Raw genomic sequence first — 12,989 nt, forward strand, 5'->3', positions numbered from 1 at the left:
GAAGCCAATGGCTTGTGTCTCTTTTTTTCGTCCAGCATGAAAAAACCGCATATATACAAATATACATGCGGTTTCTCATTCATTCTTTTATGATTGAATCGGGAGATGCTGAAAGCTTCTGACATCAAACAATCCCTTTGTCGTCATTTTTACATCAGGAATGACTGGGAGTGCCAAGAAGGATAACGTCAAAAATGGATTAAAATCTAAGGCAAAACCTGTTTCTTTCAACGCTTCATGGAGTGCATGAAGACTTTCATTTACCAGATGTGCTGGCTGATCTGATAATAAACCAGAGATCGGTAATGGAAGCGTATGGAGAGGCTGGCCGTCCCTCACAACGGTCAATCCGCCGCCTGCTTCTTTTAACGTCTCAATGGCTTTGATCATATCAGCATCATTTGTGCCAACGGCAATTAAGTTATGAGAATCATGCGCCACAGTTGTTGCAATAGCTCCCTTTTTTAAGCCAAAGCCACTGACAACCCCTACCCCAATTTCAGATAGACCTTGATGACGTTCGACAAGCACCATTTTTAATACATCTCTTTCTGTATCACTAGTAAATTGTCCATTGATTTCTGAAGGAGATACTTGTTCTAATTTCGTTTCAAGCTGATTTGGAATAATGCGAATGACATTCATCTTTTGATGGTCTGTGATAGGCAGTGCAAGATCTTTATCTTGAACATCCACTGCATGTACAGATTGCAATAATGAAGGATTCGGTGCGATCTTTCCAACACTTGGCTGGTAATCTCCATGCTGAGAGATCAACTCACCAGCAATAAATACGCTTGAGATGTCTACTTGATGAAGGTCAGAAACTAGCATAAAATCAGCATCAAAGCCTGGTGCAATAGCTCCCTTTGTATTGAGGCCAAAACACTCTGCGGCGTTTAAACTCCCCATTTGATACGCTAAAAAGGGGTCCAATCCTTCTTTGATGGACATACGTATTTGTTCATCAATACTTCCTTGAGCCATTAAATCATCTAAATGTTTATCATCGGTACAAAAGAAAAAGCGTCTCGCATTCTTCTCATTGACAGCTGGTAAAACATTTTTCACGTTTTTGGCAACAGACCCTTCTCTCAGCATGACATACATACCTCGTTTTACACGTTCAAGGGCTTCCTGAGCTGTTGTCACCTCATGATCTGTTTGGACATTCGCAGTCCGGTAGACGTTTATTAATCGGTCCGTTAAGCCTGCTAGGTGGCCATCAATTAATTTATTCTCGTTTTGAGCATCGAGCAGTTTTTGAAGCATATCTTCTTCTGCCTGCTCTACACCGACATAGTCCATCACCTCAGCAAGACCAAGAACCTCTTTCTCTTGATAAAGAGGCTTTAAATCATTTGCTTTTAGTGTAGCACCTGATCGTTCAAAGCTGACAGCCGGCACACAGGACGGCAGCATAAAATATATATTTAAGGCAGCTTTTCTCGCTTCTTCCATCATAAAACGGATGCCTGTTATACCCGAAACATTGGCAATTTCATGCGGGTCTGTTACGACAGTTGTCACACCGCGTGGAACGACAGCTTTGGAGAATTCAGCAGGGGTCACCATGGAGGACTCGATATGAACGTGACCGTCTATAAAACCAGGTACAAGCATTTGACCAGCTGCATCTAGCTCCTTTTCTCCCTCGTATTCTCCAATTCCTACTATTTTTCCATTTTCAACAGCGACATCAGCGTCTATCCATTCCTGGTTAAACACGTCCATAACCTTCGCATGTTTAATCACTAGGGCTGCTTTTTTTCTCTTTGCAGCTACCTCAATTTGATGTCTGAAAAGCTCCTTATCCAACGACACTGCCTCCTCCAAGTAAACAATATAATGTTACTTATCGTAAACGAATCTGTTTGCCCAGTCAATGACATTTAGAGAAAATCAACCATATAAAAGGACTGACTTTTATTTCTGAATAGTGATAATTGCATGAAAAATATAGTCGGACATTTTTGCTGTTATTCATAGCAAAATGAGCACATTTCAAATTCTTTTCCTCTCTGAACTGTCCGCTTGACGTGTACACAACGATATAAAAAAACACCCCGCCCTCGGAGTGTTTAATAGTCGTTCTGCATTTCTCTTTTTTCAAACCGGCCAATATCTGCTACTGCCCCAATGACGATGAGGATATCTTCTTTTTGGATCATTTCATCTGCAAGCGGGGAAACGATGACTTCTTTTCCGCGCTTAATCGCTACAATATTGATGCCGTATCTTGCTCTAATATCGAGATCTAAAAGAGAATGCCCGGCGAGCCTACTGTTTGCAACGATTTCAATGAGGCTATACTCATCTGACAGCTCGAGATAATCCAGCACGTTGTTGGAAATGATTTTATGTGCAATCCGCCTACCCATGTCTCGCTCTGGATGAACAATACGATCCGCTCCAATTTTGTTGAGTACTTTTTCATGGTAGTCATTTTGCGCTTTCACTGTAACCATTTTGACGCCAAGCTCTTTCAGCATAATCGTTGTTAAAATACTTGCCTGAATGTTTTCTCCAATCGCGACGATGACATGATCAAAATTGCGAATGCCTAGATTTTTTAAAACAGATTCGTCCGTCGAATCACCGATCACCGCATGTGAAGCAATTTTAGCGTATTCGTTCACTCGATCTTCGTTCATATCCATGGCCATCACTTCAAGTCCTTCTTCGCTCAGCGCCTTGCAAATACTTCCGCCAAAGCGTCCAAGACCAATGACTGCATATTCCTTTTTCATGTTCAGACTCCTTTTATGTCACTTACCATGCATTTTACTACGGTTTGATTAATGAATCCATATGCGAACGAATTTTTTTGCGGAACGCTTCACTTAAGTAAAGGTCTGCTCCTTTTTCGATTTCACTTCGATAATGACCTGGTGGAGCGATTTCTTCGCTCTTTTGAAGGACGAGAAAGGTTAAACAATCCTCATATACTTGATCACCCATTTTGACATCGACAAAAGCTGGACGATAAGTGCCCTCATATACACCCTCTCGTTTGTATAAATAACGAATGGCATCAAAAGGCACCTCATATAAAACACCCTCTGTTTCTCCGCCATCTTCTACCATATCGGCTCTTGAACCATCAGGCCGCACCAATGTAAATCTAGTTGTAAAACGGTCAAGTGCACCACCGCCGACGATTCGTTTGAAGTAATGATCGACTTTAGCTAGCTTAAACCTTGCATCATCCATACAGGAGCCATAGGCAAAATAATAGAAGGATAACGGCTTACGCTGCCACAGTCTGTATTCTTTCCAGCTGCCGCTCTCAATTTCTTTCAGCCCTGATGCCTTCTGCTCTGATAATGTGTATGCAACAGCCGCCTTTGGTCCTTGATCTGTCATGACATCCATTTCCTGCTTGTCATACCCTTCCTCTAGCGCGTCTAACTTATTCAATGTTTCAGCGGTCACCTCATACAATTCCCCATACACTGTGCTTTTTCCCGCGAGAATACACGCAGGGTATCCTGCACCTGTATCGTATAACCTTCCATTTATCCAAGCTGATTTAGCTAATGGGCTGCTTTCTTTCATGTACGCCTCGTGGTGCTCTTCATGTTTTAGAAGCGTCCCATATACAAATAAAGTTTTCATCGTCATGAAATCACGTCCTTTTTTGACACACAGGTAAATAAATCTGAAAAGCTGTGCCTTTTCCCAGCTCACTGGATACTTCCATTCTACCGTGATGATCTTTTAAAATCGTCGCACAGATGGTCAGACCAAGCCCTGTCCCTTCTTTTTTGGTTGAGAAGAAAGGGTCATATATTTTCTGAATATCCTCTTCAGACATTCCTTTTCCTTCATCTTGAATGGTGATTTCCCATTCATTCATCACTTTCTCTGTTGATATGTATATGCTGCCGCCTTCAGGCATTGCCTCAATGGCATTTTTGATTAAATTAATGAACAGCTGCTTCATTTGATTGGCATCTGCTAAGATGACCCCAGCATCCTGCTTTTTAAATGGCTGCTTGAGGTCAATATTTGAAAGAACTGCATTTGTTTTGAGCAGGGTAATCACCTGTTCTAACAGCTCATGAAGCTGGACTTCTTGAAAATTAACCGATTGAGGCTTTGCTAACACAAGCAGCTCGCTTAAAACAAAATCAATCCGTTTAATTTCGGAAAAGATAATGTCAAAATAATCGGTTCTTTCGGGATATTGTGTTTTCATCAACTGCAAAAAGCCGTTTACGGATGTCAGTGGATTTCTGACTTCATGAGCAATTCCAGCGGCTATTTGTCCTGCAACAGCGAGCTTTTGCGCCTGCATTTGCAATTGCTGATTGGATCTTTCAAGCTCGAGCTTTGCCTGCTTTTGTTTCGTGATATCAGCAACCGTCCCAATACCTCCAGTAAACTGGTGCTGCTCATCAAAGTAGAGCTTGTAATGAACGTCTCCCCATACCTTTTTTCCCTCTTTATGGAGGAGCTGCAGTTCAACTCGGCCCTCATCCTTATGTTCTTTTACTACAGATAACAAATGTTGGACAACACGCTCTTCTTGATCAAAGTACTGATTGTACATCGTGCCTAAACATTCATCTATGTCGTAGCCCGTCATTTGTTTCCATGCTTGATTTAAAAAAATGATTTGACCCTTTTCATTTGTTTCAAAGACGATTTCTTGCAAGTTATCTGTTATTCGATTCAGACGCTCTGTCAGTTCGTGTGCTTCTTTTTCTCGTTTGTTTAAATCTGACACAAGTAAATTTAACCGGTCCACATAGCCTGAGACGACCCAAATACCAGCTAAAACAACGACTGTAAAGGCTAGATCGAGCGGCCAATTAATTTGATAGCCGCCTAGATAATAAAAGAAATCCCAGCTTAAGAGTATTATAAATGCAAGAACAGATAACACGATCCGCACTTGATATGTTTTGTTCAAATGATTCCACCTTCCGCCCTGAGATTCTTTGTCAATTGTACCATTTTCCACTTATTTTTTGAGGGAGATGGGGCATTTTTAAGGAACTTTTTTCATAAAAAATAGCCTGTTCTCAGCACGAAGCAAGAGAGCAGGCTATCTTTATTTACTGCTGAAGGGCTTCTTGCAGCTCTTTTAGCAGTAGTTCTGCGCCTTCAGCGCTTAAATTAATTTTACCATTTCCATATTCATGATTCTCAGAAGTAATCTCACCAGTCATGAGACAAACACCTTGAGGCTGATATTTTTTCAAGACGATTTTATCTCCATCTATAAAAAATTCCATACTGTCTTTAATTGCGATATCCAGTGCTCTTCTCAATTCGATTGGCATAACAATACGCCCTAGTTCATCTACTTTTCTTACGACTCCGATAGATTTCAATTTCGTTCCCTCTTTCTTTCATTAGCTCAAGATCAATCTGTTATTCACCAATTGATATATCGTAGACGTAAGAGATTCACGAAAGGTTTCTCCAACTCGAAAATTTTTTTCATAAAAGAAAAAACAAAGGGAAAATTTATTGTGATTGTCAAAATGAGACTTGAATTTTACAGATTCATTTCAAGGTCATCACAAACCCCCAGAAATGACAGTAGCCCTCTGAACTTTTAAATGTAAAATTGTTTAAATAGCAAAAATAGAGATTGGGTGAAAACATGTTTCAAAATGCCGAAATTGGAATTGATTTAGGAACAGCTAACATATTGGTTTATAGTAAAAACAAGGGAATTATTTTAAATGAACCGTCCGTCGTGGCAGTAGATACAGAAACAAAAACTGTACTTGCAGTCGGATCAGAAGCAAAAGAGATGATTGGGAAAACTCCTGGGAAAATTGTGGCGATCCGCCCGATGAAAGACGGTGTCATCGCTGATTATGATATGACAACAGATTTACTCAAACAAATTATGAAAAAAGCAGGAAAGAATATTGGATTTACCTTTAGAAAGCCGACCGTCGTTGTATGTACACCTTCTGGTTCAACAGCTGTCGAGCGCCGCGCGATCAGTGACGCGGTAAAGAATTGCGGGGCAAAGCATGTGCATTTAATTGAAGAACCTGTCGCAGCTGCAATCGGCGCTGATCTACCGGTAGACGAGCCTGTTGCAAACGTCGTCGTAGATATTGGCGGAGGAACAACCGAAGTAGCGATCATTTCATTTGGCGGCGTTGTCTCTTGTCATTCGATTCGAATTGGCGGAGATCAGCTGGATGAAGATATCATTACGTTTGTAAGAAAGAAATACAATCTACTGATCGGAGAGCGGACAGCGGAGCAGGTGAAAATGGAAATTGGGTATGGACTCATTGAGCATGAGCCTGAGTCTTTAGAAGTGCGTGGACGCGATCTTGTCACAGGTCTCCCAAAAACGATCACGCTTGATTCTCATGAAATTCAGGGCGCCCTACGAGAATCACTTCTTCATATTTTAGAAGCAATTCGTGCCACTTTAGAGGATAGCCCTCCAGAGCTAAGTGGTGATATTGTAGACCGCGGCGTGATTTTAACTGGCGGTGGTGCTCTTTTAAATGGAATTCAAGAATGGCTCTCTCAAGAGATTGTCGTTCCAGTTCATATTGCGGCAAATCCGCTGGAATGTGTAGCGATTGGAACGGGGCGTTCATTAGAAGTCATCGACAAATTGCAAAAAACATTAAAATAATCTTCCTGTTCTACTTCTTTTTTCATCATTTCGATCATATCGTGAGAAATGGATAAACGTGAAGGAGGAAGAACATGTTGCTTGATTTAGGTAAACGGGTCGTTGTCACAGTCATTTTAACGGGTATTATTTTAGGAGGAATGAGCCTGTCGTTTTCACATATGCCGCCTTCTAATGCACAGCCTGTGAAACAACTGAACCGCTAAAAAAGCCGCACGAAAGCGGCTTTTTTATTTTGGCTTCAAAGCGGCTCCCCATTTTCCTTTTCGGTCATAAATCTGATATGATGAACATGACTAAAGGAGGGTTTTTTATGAGTTCATTCAAAAAACAACTAGATCAATATGCAAAGACCATCGTTGAAGTCGGTGTGAATGTTCAAAAAGGACAAGAAGTGGTCGTATCTGCGTTTACTGAATCTGTAGACCTTGTTCGTCTTGTGGCAAAACACGCGTATGAGCGCGGGGCGAAAAACGTACATATCCGCTGGAGTGATGGTGTTCTCACTCGTCTAAAATACGAACATGCACCACAGGATGTGTTTGAGCAATTCCCAGAATGGGAAGCACAGATGATGGAAACCATCGCAAAACGCGGGGGCGCTTTTATTACCATCTTGTCAGAAAGCCCTGACCTTCTTCGAGGCATTGACTCGAAAAAAATCGCTGCACAGCAAAAGGCCGCTGGTTCAGCACTTCATACATATCGTCAATACGTTCAATCTGACAAAGTCGCTTGGACGGTCGTAGGTGCTGCATCAAAAGACTGGGCGAAAAAGATTTTCCCTGACCAGACAGATGAAGAGGCTGTCGCTTTATTATGGGATCAAATCTTTAAAGTTGCTCGTGCTGATCAAGCAGATCCTGTTGATGCGTGGAAAAAGCATGATGAGTCACTCAATGAAAAAGTAAAAGTATTAAATGAGCGCCACTATCACAAGCTGCACTATGAAGCACCAGGTACAGATTTAACGATCGAGCTCCCAGAGCAGCATATATGGGTAGGTGCTGGTAGCGTGAGTGAGCGCGGTGTATCTTTCATGGCCAATATGCCGACAGAAGAAGTATTTACCGTGCCTAAAAAAGAGGGTGTGAACGGTACTGTTTCAAGTACAAAGCCGCTCAGCTATGCCGGAAATATCATTGATGAATTCACACTGACCTTTGAAAATGGCCGGATTGTGGATGTCAAAGCAAAAGAAGGCGAAGACATTTTAACATCACTGGTTGAAACAGATGAAGGTTCTCATTATTTAGGTGAGGTTGCCCTCGTACCAGATGATTCACCGATTTCAAACTCGAATATCCTCTATTACAATACACTTTACGATGAAAATGCATCGAACCACCTTGCCATCGGCAGCGGTTATGCGTTTAATATCGAAGGCGGAAAAGAGATGAAACGAGAGGAATTAGACGCAGCTGGTGTCAACAGCAGCATTACACACGTTGATTTCATGATTGGTTCAAAAGAAATGAATATTGATGGGATCACAAAAGACGGGAAGCGTGAACCGATCTTCCGTAACGGGAATTGGGCTTTTTAATCAAAAAAAGACATCCACAATTGGATGTCTTTTTTGATTTACGCATAAAGTTCGTTGAGTCTCTTTTGAATGTCTTGATCTGCTAAAAACTCATCATATGTTGTTTGTTTATCGACAATGCCATTTGGCGTCACTTCGATCATACGGTTTGCAACTGTTTCAACAAACTGATGGTCATGAGATGAGAAGAGCATAGCCCCTTTAAAGCTCATTAAGCCGTTATTCAGCGCTGTAATGGATTCTAGGTCTAAGTGGTTCGTCGGCTCATCTAACAGCAGAATATTCGCTCCAGACAGCATCATTTTTGATAACATACAACGGACCTTTTCTCCTCCTGATAAGACGCTTGCTTTTTTCTTTACTTCTTCTCCAGAGAAAAGCATACGTCCTAAGAAGCCTCGTAAGAAGCTTTCACTTTGATCATTAGGGGAATATTGACGTAACCAATCCACAAGATCTAAGTCGCTTCCTTCAAAGTATTCACTATTGTCTTTCGGGAAAAAGGCTTGAGACGTTGTTACGCCCCATTTAAACGTCCCGCTGTCTGGCTCCATCTCACCGGCAAGGATTTTAAATAAAGTGGACACAGCAAGCTCATTACGGCTTAAAAACGCAATTTTATCTTCGCGGTTCATAATAAAGCTGACATTATCAAGTACTTTCACACCGTCAATTGTTTTGGATAGACCTTCTACTTGAAGGACATCATTTCCAATTTCACGCTCTGGCGCAAAATGAACATACGGATATTTACGAGAAGATGGCTTAATGTCGTCTAAAGAGATTTTATCAAGCAATTTTTTTCTTGATGTTGCTTGCTTCGATTTAGAAGCGTTCGCACTGAACCGGGCAACGAACTCCTGAAGCTGCTTAATTTGTTCTTCTTTTTTCTTATTTGCATCTTGGCTTAGTTTCAGTGCCAATTGGCTGGATTCATACCAAAAATCATAGTTACCGACATACACTTGGATTTTTCCAAAGTCAAGGTCTGCAATATGAGTACACACTTTGTTTAAGAAGTGACGATCATGCGATACGACAATAACGGTATTTTCAAAGTTAATTAAGAATTCTTCCAGCCACTGAATTGCTTGTAAGTCCAAGTGGTTCGTTGGCTCATCAAGAAGAAGAACGTCAGGTTTACCGAATAAAGCTTGGGCTAGTAATACTTTAACCTTTTCAGAACCGCCAAGCTCAGACATTTTCTTTGATTGAAGGCTCTCTGGAATGCCAAGACCTTTTAATAGGATCGCTGCTTCACTTTCTGCTTCCCAACCGTTTAACTCGGCGAACTCACCTTCAAGCTCCGCTGCACGAATCCCGTCTTCATCTGAGAAATCAGGTTTCATATAGATCGCATCTTTTTCCTGCATCACATCATATAGACGTTTATGACCCATGATGACGACCTTTAACACTTCAAACTCTTCGTATTCAAAGTGGTTCTGTTTTAAAATCGCTAAACGTTCACCAGGGCTCATATGAACATCGCCAGTTTGAGCATCAATTTCTCCAGAAAGAATCTTTAGGAACGTTGATTTACCAGCTCCGTTGGCACCAATTAGTCCGTAGCAGTTGCCAGGAGTGAACTTAATATTTACTTCTTCAAATAGTTTACGATCAGCAAAGCGCAAACTAACATTATTTACTGCAATCATTTATTAATCCTCCATCACTCATTCATCATTATGAAGTATAACATGAATAACGTTTGATAGAAACGTCTCTCTCTCAGAACAAAAGCTTTTTGTCCATTATGGTATAATAAGTTCGAATGATTTGTTGAAGGAGTTCATGCAATTTGAGATTACTCACACTCATGGAATACTGTTTATTGATTTTCTTTATGGGCATTTATTTATCTGCAACAGGCTTTAACGCGAAGGACTTTGGCCTTTATATTGGGCTTGTTCTCATTTACACACTGGTCCACCTTTTTTCCAAACGCTTTTTACAAAAGCGGGGAAAAGAAAATCAAAAGATCGGATTGTTTCGATCCGTTTTAGCCATTACAGGGTCTGTGTTTGCTTCTGTTTTAGCCATTGTGATCATTGTCACGATGCTCACGCCAAATTAAAAACGACCCTTCTTTAAGGGTCGTCCATTCAGGCACTTTTCTCACGCGCTGAGAAGGGTGCTTTTATTGTGTTTGTCGAATGTCGCCAAATGGGAAGAAAACAAATTCTGATGTCCCGACAATACGATCCTTTTCAATGAGTCCGAGTCCATTTCGGCTGTCCATGGAATTAAGTCTGTTGTCACCCATCACAAAGTAATCGTTTTTCGGTACTTTCACCGGACCAAAATCACCTGTCAAATGCACCTCATACTCTTTCGCATGCGCCTTGTTCTCTTTTAAATAAGGCTCATCTACTTTTTTACCATTAATGTAAAGGGTATCATCCTTCATTTCAATGGTGTCGCCTGGAAGGCCGACCAATCGTTTTACATAATGAATTTTTTGACCGTCTTTTCCATTTATAATGACAATGTCACCGCGTTTGACACCACCGAGATAGTTAATGGTTTTATTGACAAACAGCTTTTCCCCATCATGAAGGGTTGGTTCCATTGACTCTCCTTCCACCACATACGGCTCAAATATGAACGTACGGATAAGAAAGACAAGTGCAAGTGCAATCAAAATGGCTTTGATCCATTCAAACAGTGAACTTTTCTTCTCTGTTTTGGCTTGCTTTGCATCAGATTGAATGTCATTTTCGTTTTGTTTGTTTTCTTCGTTCAAAATACTGCTTCCTCCTAAGACTTTCTGCTAAAAGACTTGAAACGTGAATTGAATAACTTTACTTTATCACATGTCATTTAAAAATTCACAAGACAACCATTCATTTAGATATTTTTTCCTAATTTGTTGATAATTAAACAAAAAGAAGCACCGCTCTTCACGATGCTTCTCTTCTGAATTACGCTTCTTGTTTGACTGGTTTTTTCAAAATACCAAGTAAAAGCGCTGTGACAACAGCACCTATTAAGATACTGATGATATAAAGAATCGGATGATTTGTTACCCAGATAACGAATAGTCCGCCGTGCGGTGCAGGAAGCGTGACTCTAAAGAATTCCGTTAATCCGCCAGCAACTGCTGCACCAACGACGGCTGAAGGAATCACACGCAGAGGATCTGCCGCTGCAAACGGGATCGCCCCTTCGGTGATGAAAGCGGCCCCCATGAAGTAGCATGTAATACCTGCTTCGCGGTCACGTTTTGAGAATTTATTTCTAAAGATCGTTGTAGCAAGAGCAATACCTAGTGGTGGAACCATTCCGCCTGCCATAATAGCAGCATGCGGTGCATAGTTGCCAGCAGCAATCATAGCAAGACCAAATGTGTAAGCCGCTTTGTTAATTGGGCCACCCATATCAATCGCCATCATACCAGCTAAAATAATACCCATTAGTACAAGGTTTCCAGTACCTAGTGATTCAAGCCAGTGTGTTAATCCGTCCATCACCATTTTAACTGGCGTGTTAACAATATAATGCATGATAATGCCTGTAAAGAAAATACCGAACAATGGATACAGCAGAACCGGTTTAATGCCATCGAGCGACTGCGGTACGATGGTGAATACTTTTTTCAAGAGTACCACGATGTAACCAGCAAGGAAACCAGCAATTAGTCCGCCTAAGAATCCTGCACCTGCAGCTGAGGCCATAAATCCACCGACCATACCTGGCGCAAAACCTGGACGGTCTGCAATACTCATGGCGATAAATCCAGCTAATACAGCAACGATTAAGGCAAGCGCATTATCTCCGCCAATGCCTTTTAATACAGCTGCAAATGAATTGAAGGAAGGGTCTTTAGGATCCGCCGAGTTAATTCCCCAGAAGAATGAAATCGCAACAAGGATACCGCCTCCGACAACAAATGGAAGCATGTTGCTTACGCCACTCATTAAGTGCTTATAAAATCCACTTCTTCCGCTGCCTGATGATTCATTTTGGTCTTTTGAAGAACCTCCGCCTGAGCCTTTATAAATCGGTGCATCTTGATTGATTGCTTTTTCGATCAATTCCTGCGGGCGGCGAATTCCAGCTGTCACAGGTACTTCAATGACATGTTTGCCTTTAAAGCGTTCCATTTCAACTTGCTTGTCCGCTGCCACAATGATGGCTGGTGCTTCTTCAATTTCTTTTGCTGTAAGGGCATGTTTAATACCACTAGAGCCGTTTGTCTCAACTTTAATGTCAACGCCCATTTCTTTTGCTTTTTCTTTCAAAGCATCTGCCGCCATAAATGTATGCGCAATGCCAGTTGGACAAGCAGTCACCGCTAAAATTTTAGCAGGTTTTCCTTCTACAGCCGGTTCTTCTTTTACTTCCTCTTCTTCTTCATCGTCTTGATCATGCGTATTGATGATGTCGATGATTTCATCTTCAGTAGCCGCTTCAAGCAGCTGCTTTCGGATTTCTTCGCGCATGAGAAGTGTGGATAAACGAGAAAGTGCTTCTAAATGCGTGTTGTTTGCGCCTTCAGTTGCTGCAATCATAAAGACTAGATGACTTGGCTGTCCGTCTAGTGATTCATAGTCTACACCAGCAGTCGAGCGGCCAAATGCAATGGCAGGTTCTTTCACACTTGATGTTTTTGCGTGAGGGATCGCAATTCCTTCACCAATACCAGTAGAGCTCTGTTTTTCACGATTGATAACAGCTTCTTTGTAGCCTTCTTTATCATTTAATTTGCCTGCTGTATCTAATACAGTGACCAGCTCTTCAATCACTGCTTCTTTCTGCTGGCTATCTAAATGAAGCTTAATCGTATGCTTCGTGAGTAGTTCTGTAATTTTCATG

At 41.4% G+C, this 12,989-nt stretch carries 12 protein-coding genes; 4 read left to right on the forward strand and 8 right to left on the reverse strand.

Annotation, left to right across the window (positions count from 1 at the left end):
- Positions 1–87: 87 nt before the first annotated feature.
- From ade to abhA, 5 genes are all read right to left on the reverse strand, one after another.
- A complete protein-coding gene (gene ade, locus C6W18_RS10860; RefSeq protein WP_105927566.1) occupies positions 88–1,818 on the reverse strand; it encodes an adenine deaminase in 1,731 nt (576 codons plus the stop codon).
- Between the two features lie 263 nt (positions 1,819–2,081).
- Positions 2,082–2,750, reverse strand: coding sequence for a potassium channel family protein (locus C6W18_RS10865; RefSeq protein WP_008345123.1), 669 nt, complete (start codon positions 2,748–2,750; stop codon positions 2,082–2,084).
- 37 nt (positions 2,751–2,787) lie between these two features.
- On the reverse strand, positions 2,788–3,624 hold the full coding sequence (locus C6W18_RS10870) for a gamma-glutamylcyclotransferase family protein (RefSeq protein WP_034325041.1): 837 nt from the start codon (positions 3,622–3,624) through the stop codon (positions 2,788–2,790).
- A 4-nt stretch (positions 3,625–3,628) separates the two neighbouring features.
- Positions 3,629–4,918 carry an ATP-binding protein gene (locus C6W18_RS10875; RefSeq protein ID WP_105927567.1) on the reverse strand — a complete coding sequence of 430 codons (1,290 nt, stop codon included), beginning with the start codon at positions 4,916–4,918 and terminating at the stop codon, positions 3,629–3,631.
- 145 nt (positions 4,919–5,063) lie between these two features.
- A complete protein-coding gene (abhA, locus tag C6W18_RS10880) occupies positions 5,064–5,342 on the reverse strand; it encodes a transcriptional regulator AbhA (RefSeq protein WP_034325036.1) in 279 nt (92 codons plus the stop codon).
- A gap of 275 nt (positions 5,343–5,617) precedes the next feature.
- Here abhA and mreBH point away from each other — a divergent pair, with 275 nt between their 5' ends.
- The 3 genes from mreBH to C6W18_RS10890 all read left to right on the forward strand — a co-directional run bounded on the left by mreBH (position 5,618) and on the right by C6W18_RS10890 (position 8,171).
- A complete protein-coding gene (mreBH, locus tag C6W18_RS10885; protein WP_099728754.1) occupies positions 5,618–6,625 on the forward strand; it encodes a rod-share determining protein MreBH in 1,008 nt (335 codons plus the stop codon).
- A gap of 74 nt (positions 6,626–6,699) precedes the next feature.
- Positions 6,700–6,831: a protein YkpC gene (locus C6W18_RS20045; protein ID WP_003210922.1), complete on the forward strand. Its 132-nt coding sequence runs from the start codon at positions 6,700–6,702 to the stop codon at positions 6,829–6,831.
- Positions 6,832–6,938: 107 nt separating this feature from the next.
- Positions 6,939–8,171, forward strand: a complete 1,233-nt coding sequence (locus tag C6W18_RS10890) for an aminopeptidase (protein WP_105927568.1) — start codon at positions 6,939–6,941, stop codon at positions 8,169–8,171.
- Between the two features lie 38 nt (positions 8,172–8,209).
- Here C6W18_RS10890 and C6W18_RS10895 read toward each other — a convergent pair whose 3' ends face one another.
- On the reverse strand, positions 8,210–9,829 hold the full coding sequence (locus tag C6W18_RS10895; RefSeq protein WP_034324367.1) for an ABC-F family ATP-binding cassette domain-containing protein: 1,620 nt from the start codon (positions 9,827–9,829) through the stop codon (positions 8,210–8,212).
- A 143-nt stretch (positions 9,830–9,972) separates the two neighbouring features.
- Here C6W18_RS10895 and C6W18_RS10900 point away from each other — a divergent pair, with 143 nt between their 5' ends.
- Positions 9,973–10,248 (forward strand): hypothetical protein, encoded by a 276-nt coding sequence (locus C6W18_RS10900; RefSeq protein ID WP_034324370.1) that lies wholly within the window; start codon positions 9,973–9,975, stop codon positions 10,246–10,248.
- A 63-nt stretch (positions 10,249–10,311) separates the two neighbouring features.
- Here C6W18_RS10900 and lepB read toward each other — a convergent pair whose 3' ends face one another.
- Together lepB and C6W18_RS10910 are read right to left on the reverse strand one after the other, a co-directional pair.
- On the reverse strand, positions 10,312–10,884 hold the full coding sequence (gene lepB / locus C6W18_RS10905) for a signal peptidase I (RefSeq protein WP_034324453.1): 573 nt from the start codon (positions 10,882–10,884) through the stop codon (positions 10,312–10,314).
- A 211-nt stretch (positions 10,885–11,095) separates the two neighbouring features.
- Positions 11,096–12,988, reverse strand: coding sequence for a PTS fructose transporter subunit IIABC (locus tag C6W18_RS10910; protein ID WP_034324372.1), 1,893 nt, complete (start codon positions 12,986–12,988; stop codon positions 11,096–11,098).
- Position 12,989 lies beyond the last annotated feature (1 nt).

It is taken from the genome of Bacillus sp. LLTC93 (assembly GCF_002993125.1).
GTDB classification, from domain to species: Bacteria; Bacillota; Bacilli; order Bacillales; family Bacillaceae; genus Bacillus; species Bacillus zhangzhouensis.